Source organism: Streptomyces sp. NPDC059695 (genome assembly GCF_042733785.1).
GTDB lineage: Bacteria > Actinomycetota > Actinomycetes > Streptomycetales > Streptomycetaceae > Streptomyces.
In genome coordinates this window covers 83,761-105,211 of sequence record NZ_JBHWFF010000005.1, presented here as the reverse complement: position 1 = coordinate 105,211, position 21,451 = coordinate 83,761, and the positions used below count along the sequence as shown (strand labels likewise).

Annotated in this window: 14 protein-coding genes; 9 read left to right on the top strand and 5 right to left on the bottom strand. The window is 71.8% G+C overall.

The genetic code is table 11. From position 1 onward, the window contains the following. The first annotated feature begins 162 nt into the window (after positions 1-162). Positions 163-1,110 (top strand): right-handed parallel beta-helix repeat-containing protein, encoded by a 948-nt coding sequence (locus ACFV2S_RS08390; RefSeq protein WP_385555434.1) that lies wholly within the window; start codon positions 163-165, stop codon positions 1,108-1,110. Between the two features lie 101 nt (positions 1,111-1,211). Here the strand turns inward: ACFV2S_RS08390 and rpsA are convergent, their stop codons facing one another. Then, the gene (gene rpsA / locus ACFV2S_RS08385; protein ID WP_015032828.1) at positions 1,212-2,723 is read right to left on the bottom strand and encodes a 30S ribosomal protein S1; all 1,512 of its coding nucleotides are present in this window, start codon (positions 2,721-2,723) and stop codon (positions 1,212-1,214) included. Between the two features lie 346 nt (positions 2,724-3,069). Here rpsA and ACFV2S_RS08380 point away from each other — a divergent pair, with 346 nt between their 5' ends. Both ACFV2S_RS08380 and hrpB read left to right on the top strand, forming a co-directional pair. Then, positions 3,070-3,909: a class I SAM-dependent methyltransferase gene (locus ACFV2S_RS08380; protein ID WP_385555432.1), complete on the top strand. Its 840-nt coding sequence runs from the start codon at positions 3,070-3,072 to the stop codon at positions 3,907-3,909. An 82-nt stretch (positions 3,910-3,991) separates the two neighbouring features. Beyond that, the gene (hrpB, locus tag ACFV2S_RS08375) at positions 3,992-6,559 is read left to right on the top strand and encodes an ATP-dependent helicase HrpB (RefSeq protein WP_385555430.1); all 2,568 of its coding nucleotides are present in this window, start codon (positions 3,992-3,994) and stop codon (positions 6,557-6,559) included. Here hrpB and ACFV2S_RS08370 read toward each other — a convergent pair. From ACFV2S_RS08370 to ACFV2S_RS08360, 3 genes are all read right to left on the bottom strand, one after another. Beyond that, on the bottom strand, positions 6,543-7,538 hold the full coding sequence (locus ACFV2S_RS08370) for a DUF3068 domain-containing protein (RefSeq protein WP_385555428.1): 996 nt from the start codon (positions 7,536-7,538) through the stop codon (positions 6,543-6,545). The genes hrpB and ACFV2S_RS08370 overlap by 17 nt on opposite strands. 10 nt (positions 7,539-7,548) lie before the next feature. Further along, a complete protein-coding gene (locus ACFV2S_RS08365; protein ID WP_385555426.1) occupies positions 7,549-7,689 on the bottom strand; it encodes an SPW_0924 family protein in 141 nt (46 codons plus the stop codon). A gap of 309 nt (positions 7,690-7,998) precedes the next feature. Further along, positions 7,999-9,807 (bottom strand): lytic transglycosylase, encoded by a 1,809-nt coding sequence (locus ACFV2S_RS08360; protein WP_385555424.1) that lies wholly within the window; start codon positions 9,805-9,807, stop codon positions 7,999-8,001. Between the two features lie 285 nt (positions 9,808-10,092). Here ACFV2S_RS08360 and ACFV2S_RS08355 point away from each other — a divergent pair, with 285 nt between their 5' ends. Next, positions 10,093-11,001, top strand: a complete 909-nt coding sequence (locus ACFV2S_RS08355) for a DUF4184 family protein (RefSeq protein WP_385555422.1) — start codon at positions 10,093-10,095, stop codon at positions 10,999-11,001. Between the two features lie 49 nt (positions 11,002-11,050). Here the strand turns inward: ACFV2S_RS08355 and polA are convergent, their stop codons facing one another. Continuing rightward, positions 11,051-13,762, bottom strand: coding sequence for a DNA polymerase I (gene polA, locus ACFV2S_RS08350; RefSeq protein WP_385555420.1), 2,712 nt, complete (start codon positions 13,760-13,762; stop codon positions 11,051-11,053). Positions 13,763-13,884: 122 nt separating this feature from the next. Here polA and ACFV2S_RS08345 point away from each other — a divergent pair, with 122 nt between their 5' ends. The 5 genes from ACFV2S_RS08345 to ACFV2S_RS08325 all read left to right on the top strand — a co-directional run bounded on the left by ACFV2S_RS08345 (position 13,885) and on the right by ACFV2S_RS08325 (position 21,449). Beyond that, the gene (locus ACFV2S_RS08345) at positions 13,885-16,167 is read left to right on the top strand and encodes an FdhF/YdeP family oxidoreductase (RefSeq protein WP_385555418.1); all 2,283 of its coding nucleotides are present in this window, start codon (positions 13,885-13,887) and stop codon (positions 16,165-16,167) included. Between the two features lie 77 nt (positions 16,168-16,244). Further along, on the top strand, positions 16,245-16,748 hold the full coding sequence (locus ACFV2S_RS08340) for a PaaI family thioesterase (RefSeq protein WP_385555416.1): 504 nt from the start codon (positions 16,245-16,247) through the stop codon (positions 16,746-16,748). Positions 16,749-17,321: 573 nt separating this feature from the next. Beyond that, the gene (locus ACFV2S_RS08335; protein ID WP_383796322.1) at positions 17,322-18,554 is read left to right on the top strand and encodes an ABC transporter substrate-binding protein; all 1,233 of its coding nucleotides are present in this window, start codon (positions 17,322-17,324) and stop codon (positions 18,552-18,554) included. Between the two features lie 127 nt (positions 18,555-18,681). Continuing rightward, a complete protein-coding gene (locus ACFV2S_RS08330) occupies positions 18,682-19,611 on the top strand; it encodes a branched-chain amino acid ABC transporter permease (protein ID WP_329856596.1) in 930 nt (309 codons plus the stop codon). Continuing rightward, on the top strand, positions 19,608-21,449 hold the full coding sequence (locus tag ACFV2S_RS08325) for a branched-chain amino acid ABC transporter permease (RefSeq protein ID WP_385555414.1): 1,842 nt from the start codon (positions 19,608-19,610) through the stop codon (positions 21,447-21,449). The genes ACFV2S_RS08330 and ACFV2S_RS08325 overlap by 4 nt, the downstream gene beginning before the upstream one ends. Positions 21,450-21,451 lie beyond the last annotated feature (2 nt).

Genomic DNA, 21,451 nt, shown 5'->3' with positions numbered 1-21,451 from the left:
TTCCGGAGCGGAAATGGGCACGGACCCACGGCGAGCATTGGTCCAGACCTTGACATGCCCACGCTGTCTCCCTACCGTCTCGGGACAGCGTCGCGTTCAGTACCTCGACCACCGTGCACATACAGGAACATCCCGCCCTGTCCGCCGCCCGGAAGGCCTCCCATGCGCACCCGAACGCTGCTCCTCCCCCTGCTCCCGGCGTTCCTCGCCGTCCCCCTCGCCACCGCTCCGGCCGCCGCGGCGACCGTCGAGGTCTCCACCGCGGGCCAGCTGAAGACCGCCCTCACCAACGCCCGGCCCGGCGACACGATCCACCTCGCGGACGGCACGTACACCGGGAACTTCAAGGCCACGATCCCCGGCACCGCCTCGGCCCGGATCACGCTGACCGGCTCCCCGCGCGCGGTGCTCACGGCGGGCGGCGGCTACGGGCTGCACCTGAACGGCGCCTCGTACTGGACGGTCGAGGGGATCACCGTGACCGGCGGTCAGAAGGGGATCATGGCGGACGCCGCGGACGGCGTGGTGATCGACGGGGTGACCGTGCACGGCCTGGACATGGAGGGCGTGCACTTCCGCAACTCCAGCAGGAACGGGGTCCTCAGGAACGCGCGCATCTACGACACCGGGAACGACGGCCGGGGCATGGGCGAGGGGGTGTACGTCGGCACCGCCGGCAACCTCTCCGACCGGAGCGACGGCGCGCAGATCCTGAACAACGTCATCGGGCCGGACGTCGGCGGCGAGAGCGTCGACATCAAGGAGGGCACGACCGGGGCGAGGATCGTCGGCAACACCTTCGACGGGCGCGGACTGACCGGCGCCAACTACGACGACTCCTGGGTCGACGTGAAGGGCAACGGCGTCCTGGTGGCGGACAACACCGGCGTGAACACGACGAACAACGGCTTCGAGACCCACACCCAGCAGAGCGGCTGGGGCTGCGGGACGGTCTTCCGGGGCAACCGCTCGGACCTGACCGGCGCGACCGGCGCCCAGCGGCTCGCGATCAACGTCACCAACCAGGGCGGCGGCTGCACGACCACCGTGTACGCCTCGAACACGGTGACCGGCGGGAACGGCCTGACGAACGTCGCCGTCACGCCCTGAACCCGACCCCGGCGACGGGCCCCGGACACGACCGAGGCCCGCTCCCCCGAAGGGGAACGGGCCTCGGTTCGCTAGCGGCTAGCGCTCAGCGGAGAGCCTGTTCAGCTCTGGCCGCCGGCGAGCTTCTCGCGGAGGGCGGCGAGCGCCTCGTCCGACGCCAGGGCGCCGGAGTTGTCGTCCGACTCCGAGGAGTACGAACCACCCGAGATGCCCGCACCGGCGTTGCCGGCGGCCGGGGCGGCAGCGCCCTCGGCAGCGGCGGCCTCGTCGGCCTCGCGGGACTTGATGACCTGAGCCTGGTGCTGCTCGAAGCGAGCCTGCGCCTCGGCGTACTGGGTCTCCCAGGCCTCGCGCTGGGTCTCGAAGCCCTCGAGCCAGTCGTTGGTCTCGGGGTCGAAGCCCTCGGGGTAGATGTAGTTGCCCTGGTCGTCGTAGGACGCGGCCATGCCGTACAGGGTCGGGTCGAACTCGACCGAGGCCGGGTCGGCACCGAAGGACTCGTTGGCCTGCTTCAGCGAGAGGCTGATGCGACGACGCTCGAGGTCGATGTCGATGACCTTGACGAAGATCTCGTCGTTGACCTGGACGACCTGCTCCGGGATCTCCACGTGGCGCTCGGCCAGCTCGGAGATGTGGACCAGACCCTCGATGCCCTCGTCCACGCGGACGAACGCACCGAACGGAACCAGCTTGGTGACCTTACCCGGGACGACCTGACCGATCTGGTGGGTCCGGGCGAACTGCTGCCACGGGTCCTCCTGCGTCGCCTTCAGCGACAGGGAGACACGCTCGCGGTCCATGTCGACGTCGAGAACCTCGACGGTGACCTCCTGGCCGACCTCGACAACCTCGGAGGGGTGGTCGATGTGCTTCCAGGACAGCTCGGAGACGTGCACGAGGCCGTCGACGCCACCCAGGTCCACGAAGGCACCGAAGTTGACGATCGAGGACACGACGCCGGAGCGGACCTGACCCTTCTGGAGGGTCGTGAGGAAGGTCTGGCGGACCTCGGACTGGGTCTGCTCCAGCCAGGCACGGCGGGACAGGACCACGTTGTTGCGGTTCTTGTCCAGCTCGATGATCTTCGCCTCGAGCTCCTTGCCCACGTAGGGCTGGAGGTCGCGGACACGGCGCATCTCGACCAGGGAGGCCGGGAGGAAGCCGCGGAGGCCGATGTCGAGGATGAGACCACCCTTGACGACCTCGATGACGGTACCGGTGACGATGCCGTCCTCTTCCTTGATCTTCTCGATGGTGCCCCAGGCGCGCTCGTACTGGGCACGCTTCTTCGAGAGGATCAGGCGGCCTTCCTTGTCCTCCTTCTGGAGGACCAGGGCCTCGATCTCGTCGCCGACCTTGACGACCTCGTTCGGGTCGACGTCGTGCTTGATCGAGAGCTCGCGGCTCGGGATGACACCTTCGGTCTTGTAACCGATGTCGAGCAGGACCTCGTCCCGGTCGACCTTCACGATGACGCCGTCGACGATGTCGCCGTCGTTGAAGTACTTGATCGTCTCGTCGATCGCGGCGAGGAAGGCTTCCTCGTTACCGATGTCGTTGACCGCAACCTGCGGGGTGGTGCTGGTGGCGGTGGTCTCGGTGCTGCTCGTCATGTGGGAAAGGGCTCCGGTTACGGACAGAAAGTCGTAGGTACTGCTACGCCGAGAGCCCGTATCGCACCAAGAAGCCGGACAGCCAATGAAGTGCCCTTCCGCGAACGGAAGGGAACCCCGAGAACCGAGGGGACATACAACAGGTACGAGCGCGGCCTGCTCCGTCTGAGGCGCGCAGGCCCGCAGCGCAACCTTTAGCATACGGGGGCGGCCGGACAGGGTCAATGCGCGAAGCGCGCACCCTGGGCAGATCTGCTCAATTCCGGCAGCAGTCATGGCTCTTGCGCCACCACACAGGTGGTCCGCCGCACGGCGGCACTGAGCGCAAACTACATCGGCGGGCGAGATGAACCAAGAGTACGGACACGAAGACGGGGTCGACGGGGACGCCGACGAGGGCGAGGCGACCCGCCGTGACGCGGGGGACGCGGAGAGCAGCCGGGCGAGCCGCGGCTGGTGGGACCGGAACGCCGACGAGTACCAGAGCGAGCACGGTTCCTTCCTCGGCGACGACCGGTTCGTGTGGGGTCCCGAGGGGCTGGACGAGGCCGAGGCCGGACTGCTCGGTCCGGCCGGCTCGCTGAAGGGCCTCGACGTCCTGGAGATCGGCGCGGGCGCGGCGCAGTGCTCGCGGTGGCTGGCGGCGCAGGGTGCGCGTCCGGTGGCCCTGGACCTCTCGCACCGGCAGCTCCAGCACGCGCTGCGGATCGGTGGCGAGGTCCCGCTGGTGGAAGCGGACGCGGGGGCGCTGCCCTTCCGGGACGGTGCGTTCGACCTGGCGTGCTCGGCCTACGGCGCGGTGCCGTTCGTGGCCGATCCGGTACGGGTCTTCCGCGAGGTGCGGCGGGTGCTGCGGCCGGGCGGCCGCTGGGTCTTCTCGGTGACGCACCCGATCCGCTGGGCGTTCCCGGACGAGCCGGGGCCCGAGGGCCTCTCGGTCGCCGCCTCCTACTTCGACCGCACGCCGTACGTCGAGCAGGACGAGCGGGGGCGGGCGGTGTACGTGGAGCACCACCGGACCCTCGGGGACCGGGTGCGCGACGTGGTGGCCGGGGGCTTCCGGCTGGTGGACCTGGTCGAGCCGGAGTGGCCCGCCTGGAACGGCCAGGAGTGGGGCGGCTGGTCCCCGCTGCGGGGGAACCTGATCCCCGGGACGGCGATCTTCGTCTGCGAGCGGGACGGCTAGCCCCCGCTCGTTCGTCGTATTAATGGAGGGCCCTGTGGACAACTGGGCCCCCCATTTTCTCCGCGCGTACGAGACTGAGTGCGTGATCCGAAACGACGCGCTCGACCGTCTCCCCGTCCGCCATGCCGTCCCCGAGCTGCTCACCGCGCTCGCGGAGCGCGGCACGGCGGTGCTGTCCGCTCCTCCCGGCACCGGCAAGACGACGCTGGTGCCGCTGGCGCTCGCGGGGCTCATAGGGGACGGACCGGAGCGCCGGGTGCTCGTGGCCGAGCCGCGGCGGATGGCGGCGCGGGCGGCGGCCCGGCGGATGGCCTGGCTGCTCGGCGAGGAGGTCGGCGGCTCGGTCGGGTTCTCGGTGCGGGGCGAGCGGCGGGCCGGCCCCGCGACCCGGGTCGAGGTGGTGACCACGGGCATCCTGCTCCAGCGGCTCCAGCGCGATCCGGAGCTGGCCGGCGTGGACGTGGTGCTGCTCGACGAGTGCCACGAGCGGCATCTCGACGCCGACACGGCGATGGCCTTCCTGGTGGACGTCCGGGCCGCCCTGCGGCCGGAGCTGAAGCTGATCGCCGCGTCGGCGACGAGCGACGCGGCGGCCTGGGCGGACCTCCTCACGGTCCTGGACGGCGGCGGACCGGCGCCGGTGGTGCGGAGCGAGGGGGAGGTCCACGGCTGCCGGGTCTTCTTCGCGGAGCCGCCGCCGGGCATCCGGCCCGCCCACGGCACCTGGGTGGATCCGGCGCTGCTGCGGCACGTCGCCGCGACGGTCCGGCTCGCGCTGGAGCGCCACGAGGGGGACGTCCTCTGCTTCCTGCCCGGTACGGGGGAGATCGCGCGGACGGCCGGGATGCTGGCCGGCGTCGACGCGGAGGTGCTCCAGCTGCACGGGCGCGCCCCGGCGGCGGTGCAGGACGCGGTGCTGCGCGGTACGGAGCCGGGCGGGCGGCGCAGGGTGGTGCTCGCGACCTCGGTGGCGGAGTCGAGCCTGACGGTGCCGGGGGTGCGGATCGTCGTGGACTCGGGTCTCGCCAGGGAGCCGCGCACGGACCATGCCCGGGGGCTGGGTTCGCTGGCGACGGTGACGGTGTCCGAGGCGACGGCGACGCAGCGGCTCGGCCGGGCGGGCCGGGAGGCCTTCGGGTTCGTGTACCGCTGCTGGGCGGAGGCGAGCGACGGCGGCAGGCCGCGCTTCCCGTCGCCGGAGATCAAGGTCGCCGACCTGGCGGACTTCGCCCTGCGGGCCTCCTGCTGGGGCGATCCGACGGCGGAGGGGCTCGCGCTGCTCGACCCGCCGCCGGCCGGGGCGATGGCGGCGGCCCGCGCGGTGCTCGGGTCGATCGGGGCCGTCGACGAGGACGGCCGGGCCACGGAGCGGGGTGTCCGGATGTCCCGGCTCGGGCTGCACCCCCGGCTGGGGCGCGCACTCCTGGACGGGGCCTCCGAGGTCGGGGTGCGGCGGGCGGCGGAGGTGGTCGCGCTGATCGGCGAGGAACCCCCGCGCGACTACGGAGACGACCTGGTGGCGGCCTGGCGTGCGGCGCGTCAGGGATCCGACGGGTACGGCGCCCGGTGGCGGACCGAGGCGCGCCGTCTGGAGCGGTCGGCCGGTGAGGCGCGGGGCGGGGACGGAAGCGGCGTCTCCGGGGAACGGGGAGGCGCTTCCGGGGACGGCGACGACGCCGTGGCCGGCCTGGTGACGGCGCTGGCATTCCCGGAGCGGGTGGCCAGGGCCCGCGAGCAGGGCGGCTATCTGATGGTGTCGGGGAGCGGGGCGCGGCTCGCCGACGGTTCCCGGCTGCGGTCGAGCCCGTGGCTCGCCGTGGCGGTGGCCGACCGCACCGCTCGGGACGCCACGGCGCGGGTGCGGCTCGGGGCGGTGGTGGACGAGGCCGTGGCGTGCCGGGCGGCCGGCCATCTGCGGAGCACCGGCGAGGAGGTCCGGTGGGAGGACGGGGACGTGGTCGCCCGGTCGGTGGACCGGCTCGGCGCGGTCGAGCTGACCGTCCGCCCCCTGGGGGCCGGGGCCGCGCCGGCTCTCGTGCGGGAGGCGCTGCTCGACGGGCTGCGGCGCGAGGGGCTCGGGCTGCTGCGGTGGCGCCGGGAGGCGGGGGAGCTGCGCGAGCGGCTCGCGTTCCTCCACCGGGAGCTCGGGGAGCCGTGGCCGGACGTGTCGGAGGAGGCGCTCGTCGACCGGGCCGGCGAGTGGCTGGAGCCGGAGCTGTCCCGGGCGTCGCGCCGGGCCGATCTGGGGAGGATCGACGCCGGGGAGGCCTTGCGGCGGCTGCTCCCGTGGGCGTCGGGCGAGGCGGTGCGGCTCGACGAGCTGGCGCCGGAGCGGATCGAGGTGCCGAGCGGCTCGCGGATCCGGGTCGACTACAAGGACGGGCGGCCGGTGCTCGCGGTGAAGCTCCAGGAGATGTTCGGGCTGGCCGAGACGCCCCGGGTGGCGGGGGTCCCGGTGCTCGTCCACCTCCTCTCCCCCGCCGGCCGGCCGGCGGCGGTCACGGCCGACCTGGCGTCGTTCTGGCGGGACGGCTACCGCGCGGTGCGGGCCGAGCTGCGGGGGCGCTATCCGAAGCACCCGTGGCCGGAGGATCCGTCCGCGGCGGCGCCGACCCGGCACACCAGCGCCCGGCTCAGAGGGGAGCGCTGACGGGGGCGGGGACGGAGGCGGCGGGCGGTTCCGGCCGGGGGCGGCGGGAGCGGGCCTCCAGCCAGAGGGCGAGGGCGAGGAGGGCGAGGGCGAGGACGGTGAGGCTCCAGGGGATGTAGGAGACGAGCATGAGGACCATGAGGCGGTTGGAGGAGACCAGTTCGCCGACGCTCTCCAGGGAGTCCTCGCGCATCTTCACGTGGCCCGCGAAGACGGTGAGGGTGTCCTGCCCCATCAGCTTCTTGGCGTTGCGGAGCTCCTCCTTGTGGATCTCCTCGCCGTTGACGGGGGCTCCGGTGACGGGCTCGATCCAGAACATGCGCTTGGTCGTGTACCAGCGGGTGAGGCCCGAGTCGGCGAGGATCTCGGGGGTGATGCCCTTGACCGGCATGGTCTTGGGCATGGGGACCTTCGTCCAGGGGACGGTCTGCTCGAAGTAGTAGACCTCCATGCCGCGGAAGGTGCGGGTGCCCTTGTAGTGGATGGGGGCCGCGGTGCGGGTCTGGGCGTCGAAGTACTGGTAGTCCCGCTTCTCGGTGAGGAAGGGGAACTTGAACTCGATGCCCTCGCGCCGGACCGGGTCGCCGTCGACGGATTCGCCGGTGGCGTGGACGGGGTCCTGGGTGTGGGCGTCGAAGATGTACCGCTCCGGGACCTGGGAGACCATCTTGCCGTCGGGTCCGGTGACGTAGGCGAGGGCGTCCCAGACGACGACGTCGCGGCCGGCGTCGCGTTCGATGCGCCGCGACTCCTCCACGTTGCCCTTGAGGGTCTGGACGATCGTGATCCTGTCGACCTTCTCGGCCTTGAGCGTGGAGTAGTTGAGGAGGGTCGCGGGCCGCGCCTCCAGAACGGTGTTCTGGTACTGGTTCGCGGGGATCTTCGCCAGGCGGGGGAACGCGTACCAGCGCAGGGTCGGGGCCATGGCGGCGCAGAAGACGGCGAGGGCGAGGAGGACGAGGCTGGCTCGGCGGCGCACGGTCGTCCCCCTACTTCTGGAGACCGGGATCGGCGGTCAGCAGGGGCTTGGGCGAGGTGGGCCCGTCGGGCGGCAGATCGACCACGGCGAGGAGCAGGACGAAGAGGAGGACTGGGGCGAGTCCGATGGCGGCGGCGACGAGGGCGCGCATGGTCGGCCTCCCGGGATGCGATCTGATAGGTCGTCAGGGCGGGGGCACCGTAGCAACGCGGCGGTGAGATGAGAACACGTTGCACCCGGGTAACGCGAAGCGCCGCCCCTCGTCCGGTGCGGACGGAGGGGCGGCACAAAGGAACGGGGCGCGGTGCGGCGGACCCGGGAGCCGAGCCCGGGGGCCGAGGCCGGGAGCCGGGCCCGGGGGCCGAGCCCGGGAGCCGGACCCGGGGGCCGAGGCCGGGAGCCGGACCCGGGGGCCGAGGCCGGGAGCCGGGCCCGGGGGCCGGTCCCCGGGCGCGAGCGGTCAGGCCGAAGGGGAGGTGCTGGGCGAGGGGGTGGCCTCGGGCGTGCCGCTGCCGGTGGGCGTCGGGTCGGGGGTCGCCCCCGGGTCCGGCGTCGCGGGCGCGGTGACGGTGAGGTCGACGAAGGTGGTGCCGCCGCCCGGCGCGGTGAGCCGGATGAAGAAGGCGCCCGCCTTGTCGCCCGCGAGGAGGTCGCCCGACGCGAAGGTGAGCAGTCCGTTCGTCCCGGTCCTGAGGGTGACGGTGCGGACGGCCGTGCCGTCGGCGCCCTTGAAGGACGGGCCCTCGGCGGCCGCCGCGGAGTCCGTCTTGGAGGCGACGATCACCGCCGTGACGAGGACGCCGGGGGCGAGGGCGCCCTTGTCGGTGGCCTTCACCTGGACCTGCTGCGTGAAGGAGGTTCCGGTCGTGGCCGACAGGGCGTCGCCGTCGAGCCGGGTGAGGGTGTCCGCCTGGCGCTCCGTGACGGTCGCGGCGAAGTCGGCCGCGGCCAGGGTCCGGCCCACGACGGTGGCGCGCACGGTGAAGGACCCCGTCCTGTCGCCGGCCCGCAGGGCGGGCGAGGAGGCGAGGCCGGTGGCCCCGGTGGCGACGGTCGCGGTGGTGGTGCCGTCGGCGAAGCGGGAGTCGGTGGTTCCGGTGATCTCGAAGCGGATCTTCACCCCGGTGACCGGCTTGCCCGCAGAGTCGAGCGCCGCGATGCGGGGGGCGCCGGTGAAGGCGCTGCCCGTGGTCGCGGTCAGCTTCTGGTTGGCGACGATCGCGAGCCGTGTGACCTTGGCCGCCGGCGGGACGCTGGGCGGCGTCACCGGCGGGGTGACCGGGGGCTTGGTGGGGACGGTCGGGGGCTTGACCGTCCCGGGCCGGGTCTCCGAGGGCTTGGGCGTCGGGGTGACCGGCTTCGGCGACGGGGTCGGCGACGGGGGGACGGTCGGGAGCGGGGTGACGGGGCGGTCGCCCCGGCCGCCGTTGTCGCTGCGGTCGACCGGCAGCACGCCCGTGCCGTCCGGGACCTGGTGGGTGCCGCGCTCGTAGAAGGCGACCCAGGACAGCACCGTGTTCAGGTACTCCCGGGAGCGGTTGTAGCTGAGGATCGCCTGGTCGAGGTCGGCCTTGAGCGCCAGGTTGCGGTCGTTGGCGCAGAGGTAGAGGCCGGCGGCCTGCGCCGCGTCGTAGATGTTGTTCGGGTCCTTCTTCCCGTCGCTGTTGGCGTCCTGGCCCCAGGTGGCCCAGGTGGACGGGATGAACTGCATCGGGCCGACGGCCCGGTCGTGGATCCTGTCGCCGTCGTAGGCGCCGCCGTCGGTGTCGGTGATGTTGGCGAAGCCCTGGCCGTTGAGGGCGGGGCCGAGGATCGCGGGCGACGCCGTGCCGTTGGCGTCGACCCTGCCGCCGTTCGCCTGACCGGACTCGACCTTGCCGATGCCGGCGAGCAGCTGCCAGGGCAGGTTGCAGTCGGGGTCGGTCGAGCGTATGGACAGCTCGGCCCGCTTGTAGGCGGAGTAGACGGACGCGGGTATGCCGGCCTCGGCCGGGCCGGCGATGACCGGCAGACCGGTGGTCGGCCCGGGCTGCTTCGGCATGGTCAGCGGCGGCAGGTCCGTGTAGTACGAGGTGTCGCCCGTCGCGGAGTGGTCCCCGGACGGCGGCGCCGTCTCGCCGGCTCCTATGGCGTGGTCCCCGCCGGTGTTGTCCGCGGCCGGCGGGATCGCCTCCGGTGCCTGCGAGGCGGCGAGCGCGGCGACCGCCGCGGCCATCACCACACCACTGGTGGCTCCCTTGCGCAGCCGGTGGCCGATGTTCGCTGCCATGTCCGTCGTCCCCTCCCCATCGACGCGGCCCCACGCTCCCCGCGCGAAACCTCTGGCGACCCTATGCCAACTCCGGACCGGCGAGTACCGGCTCCTGACCGTGTTTCACGGTTTCGTCACCTCTTGGCCTCCCGGAGACCAGGTGAGTCCGGGAACCGACCGGAGCGCCTGTGCCCTCTTGCACTCCGGCCGGCTCCGCGCACCGCGCCCACGCACCGCGCCCACGCACCGCGTGAGCGGACGCTCCGACCGCCGTCGTCACCACACCCCTGGGGAGAACTCCCGTTGCCGTTCACGCTGAGTCATGCCGCCGCCGTGCTGCCCGCGCTGCGCCGGGACGGGACCGCACGCGGACCGCTGGTCGCGTCCGCGCTCGTCGCCGGGTCCTTCTCCCCCGACATGACCTACTTCGCCGCGACCGCGTTCCCCGACGCGATGACGTTCGGGGACGTCACCCACTCCCCCCTCGGGATCGTCACCGCCGACGTGCTGATCACCGCCGCGCTCCTGGCCGTGTGGCTGACCGTGCGCGAGCCGCTCGTCGTGCTGCTGCCCGCCCGGTGGCGGGGCAGGGTCCACGGGCTCGTCCGCGGGCGCCCCTGGCGTGAGCGGCGTCCGGCCGCGCTCGCCGGATGGTTCTGCCTCTCGGCGATCCTCGGCGCCACGACCCACGTGGTGTGGGACTCCTTCACCCACCTCGACCGCTGGGGCACCCGCGCGATCCCGTTCCTCGGCGAGGTGGTGGCCGGCTTCCCCGTCTACCTCTACGCGCAGTACGGGAGTTCGGCGCTGGCCCTCGGCCTGCTCGGCTGGTGCACGGCGCGGGCCCTGCGCTCCTCCGTCGCCGAGGCGGATCCGCCGTCCGGGGTCACCGTGCCGGGCCGGCGCGGCCGGCTCCTCGCCGCCGTGCTGATCGGCGGCTGCGTCCTGGCGGGGGTCGCCCACCGGGTGCTGCGCTGGGCCGCGTACTGGGGCTGGGACCGGATCGAGACGCCCCTCGACGTCATCCCGACGGCCTGCTTCGGCGCCGGCGCGGGGCTCGCCGTCGGGCTCGTGCTGTACGGGACGGGCGTGCGGCTCCTGGGATCGCCGCGGGACCGGACGACGTCTCCCGCCACGCCGGTGCGGCAGGAGCTGCCCGGGCTCCAGGACCCGGACGCCCTGCCGGAGCGCTCCCGCCAGGGCACTCGCTGATCCTCGCAGCCGTCCCGCGGTGCGGGACGGCTGCCCACGACGGGTCGGGTCAGTGCGCCGCCGAGTCCCAGTTCGGTCCGACGCCCACCGAGACGTCCAGCGGGGCGCGGAGGTCGGCGGCGGCCGACATCTGCTCGCGGAGCAGGGCCTCGACCTGCTCGCGCTCGCCGGGGGCGAGTTCGAGCACGATTTCGTCGTGGACCTGGAGGAGCATCCGGGAGGCGAGGCCCGCCTCGGTCAGCGCCCGGTCGACGTTCAGCATGGCGACCTTGACGATGTCGGCGGCCGTGCCCTGGATGGGGGCGTTGAGCGCCATGCGCTCCGCGGCCTCGCGGCGCTGCCGGTTGTCGCTGTTGAGGTCCGGGAGGTAGCGGCGGCGGCCCAGCATCGTCTCGGTGTACCCGGTGGCGCGGGCCTCGTCGACGACGCGGCGCAGGTAGTCCCGTACCCCGCCGAAGCGCTCGAAGTAGGTGTCCATCAGGCCCCGGGCCTCGCCCGGGTCGATGTTCAGCTGCTGCGAGAGGCCGAACGCCGACAGGCCGTAGGCCAGGCCGTACGACATGGCCTTGATCTTGCGGCGCATCTCCGCGTCGACGGCGGACCGCTCGACCCCGAAGACCTGGGAGGCGACGGTGGTGTGCAGGTCCTCGCCGGAGGTGAAGGCCTCGATGAGGCCCTCGTCCTCGGAGAGGTGGGCCATGACGCGCAGCTCGATCTGGCTGTAGTCGGCGGTCATGAGGGCGTCGAAGCCCTCGCCGACGACGAAGCCGTGCCGGATGGCGCGGCCCTCGTCCGTCCGCACCGGCACGTTCTGCAGGTTCGGGTCGGTCGAGGAGAGGCGGCCGGTCGCGGCGACCGTCTGGCTGAAGGTGGTGTGGATGCGGCCGTCGGCGGCGACGGTCTTGATCAGGCCCTCGACGGTGGAGCGCAGCCGGGCCTGCTCGCGGTGGCGGAGCATGATCACCGGCAGGTCGTGCTCGGTCTGGCCGGCCAGCCAGGCGAGCGCGTCGGCGTCCGTCGTGTAGCCGGTCTTGGTCTTCTTGGTCTTCGGCAGGTTCAGCTCGCCGAAGAAGACCTCCTGGAGCTGCTTGGGCGAGCCGAGGTTGAACTCGTGGCCGACGGAGGCGTGGGCCTCCTTCACGGCCTGCTGGACGGCTCCGGCGAACTGCAGCTCCATGGCCTCCAGGTGGTCGCGGTCGGCGGCGATGCCGTGCCGCTCCAGGCGGGCGAGGAGGGCGGAGGTGGGGAGCTCGACCTCGTGGAGGAGCTCGCGGGCGCCGACCTCGCCGAGCCGCTCCTCGAAGGCCCCGCCGAGGTCGAGGACGGCCCGCGCCTGGCTCATGAGGGCCTCGGCCTCGGCGGTGTCGTCGGCGCCGAAGGCGAGCTGGCCGTCGGCCGGGGCGGCCGGGGCGAGCTCGCGGTGCAGGTACTCGACGGTGAGCGCGTCGAGGGCGAAGGAGCGGCGGCCGGGCTTGACCAGGTAGGCGGCGAGGGCGGTGTCCATGGTGACGCCCGCGATGCTCCAGCCGTGCTCGGGGAAGACCCGCATGGCGCCCTTGGCGTTGTGCATGACCTTCGGCCGGCCGGCGTCGGAGATCCACGCGGCCCAGGCCCGCTCGTCGGCCTCGTCGAGGGCGCTCGGCTCGAACCAGGCGGCGGCACCCCCGGCGGCGGCGAGGGCGACCTCGCTGACGTTCCCGGTGCCGAGGGCCCAGCTGTCGACGGTGGCGATGCCGAGGGGCTCGGTGCCGTGCTCGGCGAGCCAGGGGGCGAGCTCGCCGGCGCCCAGGACGGTGAAGTCGAGCTCGACGCCCGCGGCGGGGGCGGGCGGTGCCTCCTCGGCGGCGCCCGGGTCGACGGCGAGGAGCCGCTCGCGCAGCGAGGGGTTGCGGATCTCCAGGGTGTCGAGGACGAGGGCGAGGGCCGTGCGGTCGTACGGCTCGCGGGCCAGGTCGGTGACGGTCTTCGGCAGCTCGACGTCCCGGACCATCTCGGTCAGGCGGCGGTTGAGCTTCACCGACTCCAGGTGGTCGCGGAGGTTCTGGCCGGCCTTGCCCTTGACCTCGTCCGCGCGCTCGACGAGCTCGGCGAAGGAGCCGAACTGGTTGATCCACTTGGCGGCGGTCTTCTCGCCGACTCCGGGGATGCTCGGCAGGTTGTCGGACGGGTCGCCGCGCAGGGCGGCGAAGTCGGGGTACTGCGAGGGGCTCAGGCCGTACTTCTCCTGGACCTTCTCCGGGGTGTAGTGGGTCACCTCGGAGACGCCCTTGATCGGGTAGATCACGGTGGTCCGGTCGGAGACCAGCTGGAAGGAGTCCCGGTCGCCGGTGAAGATCAGGACGTCGAAGCCCGCGGCCTCGGCCTGGGTGGTGAGGGTGGCGATGATGTCGTCGGCCTCGAACCCGTCGACGGCGAAGCGCGGCACGCGCATCGCGTCGAGGACCTCACCGATCAGCTCGACCTGCCCCTTGAACTCGTCGGGGGTCTTCGAGCGGTTCGCCTTGTACTCCGGGAACTCCTCGGACCGCCAGGTCTTGCGGGAGACGTCGAACGCCACCGCGAAGTGGGTGGGGGCCTCGTCGCGCAGCGTGTTCGCCAGCATCGAGGCGAACCCGTAGATCGCGTTCGTCGGCTGTCCGGTCGCGGTGGTGAAGTTCTCCGCGGGCAGCGCGAAGAACGCCCGGTACGCGAGCGAGTGCCCGTCCATGAGGAGCAGGCGGGGGCGGGTGTCTGCGGGGTTCTTCGATGCTGTCTCGGCCACACGACGATCCTGCCACGGCCCACTGACAATCCCGTCCACACCGGTCGGGGTGCCGGTCCGCCGGTGCCGCGTGACAGGATCGGAGACGTACGCCACAGGATTACCGCTCAAGGGAGAGCGCGATGGTCAGCAAGCCGCCCGCCGGTGACCCGGTCCAGGACGCACCGCAGGTCACGGAGCCGCAGCACGCCGCCGCCGGCCTGCCCGCCATCGGGCACACGCTGCGGATCGCGCAGGAGCAGATGGGTCTGCGGCGCACCGCGCGGACCCTGCTCAAGGTCAACCAGAAGGACGGGTTCGACTGCCCCGGCTGCGCCTGGCCGGAGGGCGACAAGCGGCATGTGGCGGAGTTCTGCGAGAACGGCGCGAAGGCGGTCGCCGAGGAGGCGACGCTGCGCCGGGTGACCCCCGACTTCTTCGCCGCGCACCCGGTGGCCGACCTGGCGACCCGCAGCGGTTACTGGCTCGGCCAGCAGGGCCGCATCACGCACCCGATGCTCCTCGCGGAGGGCGGCGAGCGGTACGAGCCGGTGACCTGGGAACGGGCCTTCGCGATCATCGCGGAGGAGCTGCGGGCCCTGACCTCCCCCGACGAGGCCCTCTTCTACACCTCGGGGCGCACGAGCAACGAGGCCGCGTTCCTGCTCCAGCTCTTCGCCCGCGAGTTCGGCACGAACAACCTGCCGGACTGCTCCAACATGTGCCACGAGTCCTCGGGCTCGGCGCTGACGGAGACGATCGGGATAGGCAAGGGCAGCGTCTCCCTGGAGGACCTGCACCGGGCGGACCTGATCATCGTGGCCGGGCAGAACCCGGGGACGAACCATCCGCGCATGCTGTCGGCCCTGGAGAAGGCGAAGGCCTCGGGCGCGAGGATCATCTCGGTGAACCCGCTGCCGGAGGCGGGCCTGGAGCGCTTCAAGAACCCGCAGACCCCGCAGGGCATGCTCCGGGGCGCGGCGCTCACGGACCTCTTCCTCCAGATCCGGATCGGCGGCGACCAGGCCCTCTTCCGGCTCCTGAACAAGCTGGTCCTGGAGACGGCCGGGGCGGTCGACGAGGAGTTCGTACGCGAACACACCCACGGCTACGAGGAGTTCGCGCAGGCGGCGAAGGCGGCCGACTGGGACGAGACGCTCGCCGCGACCGGCCTCGGGCGCGCCGAGATCGAGCGGGCCCTGGAGATGGTGCTCGCCTCGGAGCGGACGATCGTCTGCTGGGCGATGGGCCTGACCCAGCACAAGCACTCCGTGCCGACCATCCGCGAGGTGGTCAACCTGCTGCTCCTGCGCGGGAACATCGGGCGGCCCGGCGCGGGCGTGTGCCCGGTGCGCGGCCATTCGAACGTGCAGGGCGACCGCACGATGGGCATCTTCGAGCGCCCCGCGCCGGCTTTCCTCGACGCCCTGGACAAGGAGTTCGGGATCGTCTCGCCGCGCCACCACGGCTTCGACGTGGTGCGGTCGATCCAGGCGCTGCGGGACGGCGAGGCGAAGGTGTTCTTCGCGATGGGCGGCAACTTCGTGGGGGCGACGCCGGACACGGAGGTGACGGAGGCGGCCATGCGGAACGCGCGCCTGACCGTGCACGTCTCGACGAAGCTGAACCGCTCGCACGCGGTGACGGGCACGCGCGCGCTGATCCTCCCGACGCTCGGCCGCACCGACAAGGACGTGCAGAGCGCCGGCCGGCAGTTCGTGACGGTCGAGGACTCCATGAGCATGGTGCACGCCTCCCGGGGCAACCTGCCGCCGGCGAGCCCGCACCTGCTGTCCGAGCCGGCGATCGTGGCGCGGATGGCCCGTGCCGTCCTCGGCGCCGGATCGGCCACGCCCTGGGAGGAGTTCGAGGCGGACTACGCCACGATCCGGGACCGCATCGCGCGCGTGGTGCCCGGCTTCCAGGACTTCAACGCCCGTCTCGCGGCGAGCCCCGGCGGCTTCACGCTGCCGCACGGCCCGCGCGACGAGCGCCGCTTCCCGACGAAGACCGGCAAGGCCAACTTCACGGCCGCGCCCGTCGAGTACCCGAGGGTGCCCGAGGGCCGGCTGCTGCTGCAGACGCTGCGCTCGCACGACCAGTACAACACCACCATCTACGGCCTGGACGACCGCTACCGGGGCATCAGGGGCGGCCGCAGGGTGGTGCTCGTGCACCCCGAGGACGCGGCGGCGTTCGGCCTGGAGGACGGGGCGTACGCGGACCTGGTGAGCGAGTGGACGGACGGCACCGAGCGGCGGGCGCCCGGCTTCCGGGTGGTGCACTACCCGACGTCCCGGGGGTGCGCGGCGGCCTACTACCCGGAGACGAACGTCCTGGTCCCGCTGGAGTCGACGGCGGACGTCAGCAACACCCCCGCGAGCAAGTCCGTGATCGTGCGTCTGGAACAATCGCAGTCCGCCTAAGCGTTCGCTCAGGCGGTCGCGACGCGACAAGCGCCGGACGCGACACACAGCCGATGAAGTCGAACGGAGCCGGGCCCATGGGTGAGCAGCAGCACGTGAAGTTCCCGCAGGAGATCCTCGACGAGTACGCGGCGCTGGGCGTCGACCTCCCGGCACTCTTCTCCGCCGGGCACCTCGGGAACCGGATGGGCGTCCAGATCGTGGAGGCCTCGGCCGACCGGGTCGTCGGCACGATGCCGGTGGAGGGCAACACCCAGCCGTACGGGCTGCTGCACGGCGGCGCCTCGGCGGTGCTCGCCGAGACGCTGGGCTCCATCGGATCGATGCTGCACGGCGGAGCCTCGAAGATCGCCGTCGGCGTCGACCTCAACTGCACCCACCACCGCGGGGTGCGCAGCGGCCTGGTGACCGGCGTGGCGACGCCGGTGCACCGCGGGCGGAGCACCGCCACGTACGAGATCGTGATCAGCGACGAGCAGGGCAAGCGGGTCTGCTCGGCGCGGCTGACCTGCCTGCTGCGCGAGGTCACTGCCAAGGACGCCGGGAGCCTCCCGGAGCCGGGGGCGACCGCGGGCGCCTGACGCGCGACGGACGGACCCCGAAGGGGCGGCACCCACGGGTGCCGCCCCTTCGGCGTTCCTCCCCGCATCCCGCCACTCCTTCGGCGTTCTCTCCGACGCCCCGCCACCCGCGTGCGCCTGTCGATCATCACTCTCCGTGATCTTCGCACGATGTGGAAAGGAGCAAAGAGCGCGAGCCGTTTCGTCCGCTCAGGTTTCTGCCACTGTCCGATATCCGGAGAGTCACGCAAGCGGTGCGACAGGACCAAGATTCACTCAAGCCCCTTAGCGGAACTGCGCGTTCTCAGTATGTGAACACCGCATTACCGACCCCTATGCCCCGGTTTTCCCAGTCGGTGCGCACACTCTTTCCCCGTCGGCATAACAAGACAGTCACATCCTGACCTCGCCGCTCCCCGACCCTCCCCACCTGCGCTTAGAGTCACCGCCAGTCACCGCGCCGCCGGGCGCGTCCTACTGCACGGCCCTGTACCAAACCCAGTACGGCCCGGCGTACCAAAACGGCACCCCTCGCTCCGCAGCTTCACGGCACCGCCTCATTCCGAGGGGGCCGCGCCAGGGAAAGGACCCTTCGTGCGAAACCGTTCGTTGCTCATACTCACCACCGCGGTCACCGCGGGAGCGCTCACGCTCACCGCCTGTGGTTCGCGTGACGACAAGGGCGGCGCCGAGAACGGCGACAGCGGCAACGTCACCGTGACCATCGGTCTCGACGCCCCGCTCACGGGTGAGCTGTCCGCCCTCGGCCTCGGCATCAAGAACTCGGCCGACCTCGCGGTCAAGACGGCCAACAAGAAGGCGTACGTCAAGGGCGTCACCTTCAAGCTGGAGTCCCTGGACGACCAGGCGCAGCCCTCCGCCGGCCAGCAGAACGCCACCAAGTTCGTCGCCGACAAGGCCGTCCTCGGCGTCGTCGGCCCGCTGAACTCCTCGGTGTCCGAGTCGATGCAGAAGGTCTTCGACGACGCCAAGCTGGTGCAGGTCTCCCCGGCCAACACCAACCCGTCCCTGAGCCAGGGCGCCAACTGGGCCACCGGTGACAAGAAGCGCGGCTACACGGCGTACTTCCGCACCGCGACCACGGACGCCATCCAGGGCCCGTTCGCCGCGCAGTACGTCGTCAAGGAGGCCAAGAAGACCAAGGCCTTCATCATCGACGACAAGAAGACCTACGGCGCCGGCCTCGCGGGCACCTTCAAGGGCGAGTTCGAGAAGCTCGGCGGCAAGGTCCTCGGCACCGAGCACATCAACCCCGACACCAAGGACTTCTCCGCGGTCGCGACCAAGGTGAAGAGCTCCGGCGCCGACGTCGTCTACTACGGTGGCGAGTACCCGGCCGCCGGCCCGCTGGCCAAGCAGATCAAGGAGGCCGGCGCGAAGGTCACCGTCGTCGGCGGTGACGCGATCTTCAGCCCCGAGTACGTGAAGCTCGCGGGCGCCCCGGCGGCCGAGGGCGACATCGCCACCTCCGTCGGTTCGCCGATCGAGTCCCTCCCGTCGGCCAAGGACTTCCTGGCCAACTACAAGACCGAGGGCTACAAGGAGGCCTACGAGGCCTACGGCGGCTACGCCTACGACTCGACCTGGGCCATCATCGAGGCCGTCAAGAAGGCCGTCGAGGGCAACGGCGGCAAGGTCCCGGAGCGCGCCAAGGTCGTCGAGGCCATGCAGAGCGTCTCCTTCGAGGGCGTGACCGGCAAGGTCGCCTTCGACGAGTTCGGTGACACCACCAACAAGCAGCTGACCGTCTACAAGGTCACGGGCGGCGCCTTCAAGCCGGTCAAGTCCGGCACCTTCGGCGGCTGATCCTCAGCACCACCCAGCACCACGCAGTACCGCTCAGCACCACTCAGCACCACTTTCACCGCGCGGGGGGCCGCACCAGGCGCCCCGCGCGGTGTCACATCCGTCGAAAGTCTCGGAGGACAATGCGGTGAACGAACTGCCGCAGCAGCTGGTCAACGGCCTGCTACTGGGATCCATGTACGGGCTCGTCGCCGTCGGCTACACGATGGTCTACGGCATCGTCCAGCTCATCAACTTCGCCCACGGCGAGATCTTCATGACCGGCGGCTTCGGGGCGCTCACGGTCTGGCTCATCCTGCCCGGCGGCACCAGCATGTGGGTCGCGCTGCCCGTCATGCTCATCGGTGCCGTGCTCGTCGCGACCACGATAGCCATCGGGGCGGAACGGTTCGCCTACCGCCCGCTGCGCGGTGGCCCCCGCCTCGCCCCGCTCATCACGGCCATCGGCCTCTCGCTCGCCCTGCAGTACGCGGTCTGGGTGTGGTACCCGGAGGCGAAGTCCGCCCGGACCTTCCCGCAGATCCCCGGCGGCCCGATCGAACTCGGCCCCGTCACCATCCAGACCGGCGACGTCTTCCTCCTGATCGCCGCCCCGATCTGCATGGCCGTCCTCGCCTTCTTCGTCATGCGGACCCGCGTCGGCCGCGGCATGCAGGCCACCGCGCAGGACCCGGACACCGCCAAGCTCATGGGCGTCAACACCGACCGCATCATCGTGATCGCGTTCGCCCTCGGCGCCGCGATGGCCGCCGTCGGCGCCGTCGCCTACGGCCTCAAGTACGGCGTCGTCGACTACAAGATGGGCTTCCTCCTCGGACTCAAGGCCTTCACGGCCGCCGTCCTCGGCGGCATCGGCAACATCTACGGAGCCATGATCGGCGGAGTGGTCCTCGGCATCGCCGAGACCATGGCCACGGCGTACATCAGCCACATCCCCGGTATGGATCAGCTCGGCGGCCAGTCCTGGGCCGACGTCTGGGCCTTCGTACTCCTCATCGTCGTACTCCTCGCCCGGCCACAAGGCCTCCTCGGCGAGCGCGTCGCGGACAGGGCGTGAGCACCATGACCACCATCTCCGAGAACACGACGGCGCCCACCGCGCCCGAGCCGGCCCCCGCGACCGGTCTCATCGGCTTCGTACCGGCCCCGATCGCCCGCGCCCTCACCCTGGGCGGCGCCGCCCTCACGGTCGCCGGCTGCTTCCTCGCCTGGACCTGGACGTCCACGTTCCCCGGCGACCTCACGTTCTACGGCTCCCCCGCCGGCCTCCAGATGCAGGTCCTGGTCCTGGGCCTGCTCACCGCCCTCTTCGCCCTCTCCTCCTACGGCGTCAAGGGCACCGGCTGGCTGACCCCGGCCGGCGGCGACGCGGCCCTCAAGCTCGCCGCACTCGCCACCTTCGGCACCACCTGGTTCACGATCGGCGCCATCAGCGTCGAACTCGGCGGCCCGGTGAACCTGGAGCCCGGCGGCGTGGTCGTCGCGCTCTCCGCCCTGCTCACCCTCGTCGGCGCCCTCGCCCTCCCCTACGAGCGGCCGAAGACGCTGCCCGTGGACCCCGAGGACACCGGCTGGGACCAGTTCAAGCACCGCGCCGGCAACGGCTGGACCAACTTCAAGGCGGCCTTCGCCGCCACCGGTCCGGTCCGCAAACTGCCCACGATGCACTCCTCCCTCGAGATCCTGATCATCGCGGGCGTCCTCGCCGTCGCGCTCGGCGTCTTCACCTACGGCGTCGGCACCGAGTACGACGAACTGTTCCTCGGCTTCCTGATCACCGCAGGCCTCGGCTTCGCCGCCGTCAGCAAGTCGGGCCTCATCGCGCAGGCCACGCAGCTCACCGCCAAGCACCAGAACCTGTCCATCGCGGGCGCGTTCACCGCCGCGGCGCTCTTCCCCTTCACCCAGACCGACGACCAGTACGCGACGCTCGGCGTCTACATCCTGATCTTCGCCACGGTCGCCCTGGGCCTCAACATCGTCGTCGGCCTCGCCGGCCTCCTCGACCTCGGCTACGTCGCCTTCCTCGGCGTCGGCGCCTACGCGGCCGCCCTCGTCTCGGGCGCCCCGACCTCCCCGTTCGGCGTGCACTTCCCCTTCTGGGCCGCCATCCTGGTCGGCGCCGGAGCCTCCCTGGTCTTCGGCGTCCTCATCGGCGCCCCGACCCTGCGCCTGCGGGGCGACTACCTCGCCATCGTCACCCTCGGCTTCGGTGAGATCTTCCGCATCGCGGTGATGAACACCGACGGCACCTCCGGCCCCGACATCACCAACGGCTCCAACGGCATCGCGTCCATCCCGAACCTGAGCATGTTCGGGTTCGACTTCGGCGCCGAGCACTCGATCGCCGGCTTCACCATCGGCCGGTTCGCGAACTACTTCTTCCTGATGCTGCTGATCATGGCGGTCGTCGTGCTGGTCTTCCGCCGCAGCGGCAACTCCCGCATCGGCCGCGCCTGGGTCGCCATCCGCGAGGACGAGACCGCGGCGCTCGCCATGGGCATCAACGGCTTCCGCGTCAAGCTCATCGCCTTCGCGCTGGGCGCCTCGCTCGCCGGCCTCGCCGGCACCGTGCAGGCCCACGTCACCTACACGGTGACCCCGGAGCAGTACCTCTTCGCCGGACCCATCCCGCCCAACTCCGCCTTCCTGCTCGCAGCCGTCGTCCTCGGCGGCATGGGCACCATGAGCGGCCCCCTGGTCGGCGCGTCCCTGCTCTTCCTCATCCCCAACAAGCTCCAGTTCATGGGCGAGTACCAGCTCTTCGCCTTCGGCGTCGCGCTCATCCTGCTCATGCGCTTCCGCCCGGAGGGCATCATCGCCAACCGGCGCAACCAGCTGGAGTTCCACGAGAAGGACGAGACGCCCGCCACGCTCGCCAAGGCAGGTGCCTGAAC

Excerpts from the sequence above, each read along its gene's own strand:
- ACFV2S_RS08380 (WP_385555432.1), top strand. The coding sequence starts at position 3,070 with ATGAACCAAGAGTACGGACACGAAGACGGGGTCGACGGGGACGCCGAC.
- rpsA (WP_015032828.1), bottom strand. The coding sequence starts at position 2,723 with ATGACGAGCAGCACCGAGACCACCGCCACCAGCACCACCCCGCAGGTT.
- ACFV2S_RS08360 (WP_385555424.1), bottom strand. The coding sequence starts at position 9,807 with ATGGCAGCGAACATCGGCCACCGGCTGCGCAAGGGAGCCACCAGTGGT.
- ACFV2S_RS08340 (WP_385555416.1), top strand. The coding sequence starts at position 16,245 with ATGGGTGAGCAGCAGCACGTGAAGTTCCCGCAGGAGATCCTCGACGAG.
- ACFV2S_RS08390 (WP_385555434.1), top strand. The coding sequence starts at position 163 with ATGCGCACCCGAACGCTGCTCCTCCCCCTGCTCCCGGCGTTCCTCGCC.
- ACFV2S_RS08345 (WP_385555418.1), top strand. The coding sequence starts at position 13,885 with ATGGTCAGCAAGCCGCCCGCCGGTGACCCGGTCCAGGACGCACCGCAG.
- ACFV2S_RS08365 (WP_385555426.1), bottom strand. The coding sequence starts at position 7,689 with ATGCGCGCCCTCGTCGCCGCCGCCATCGGACTCGCCCCAGTCCTCCTC.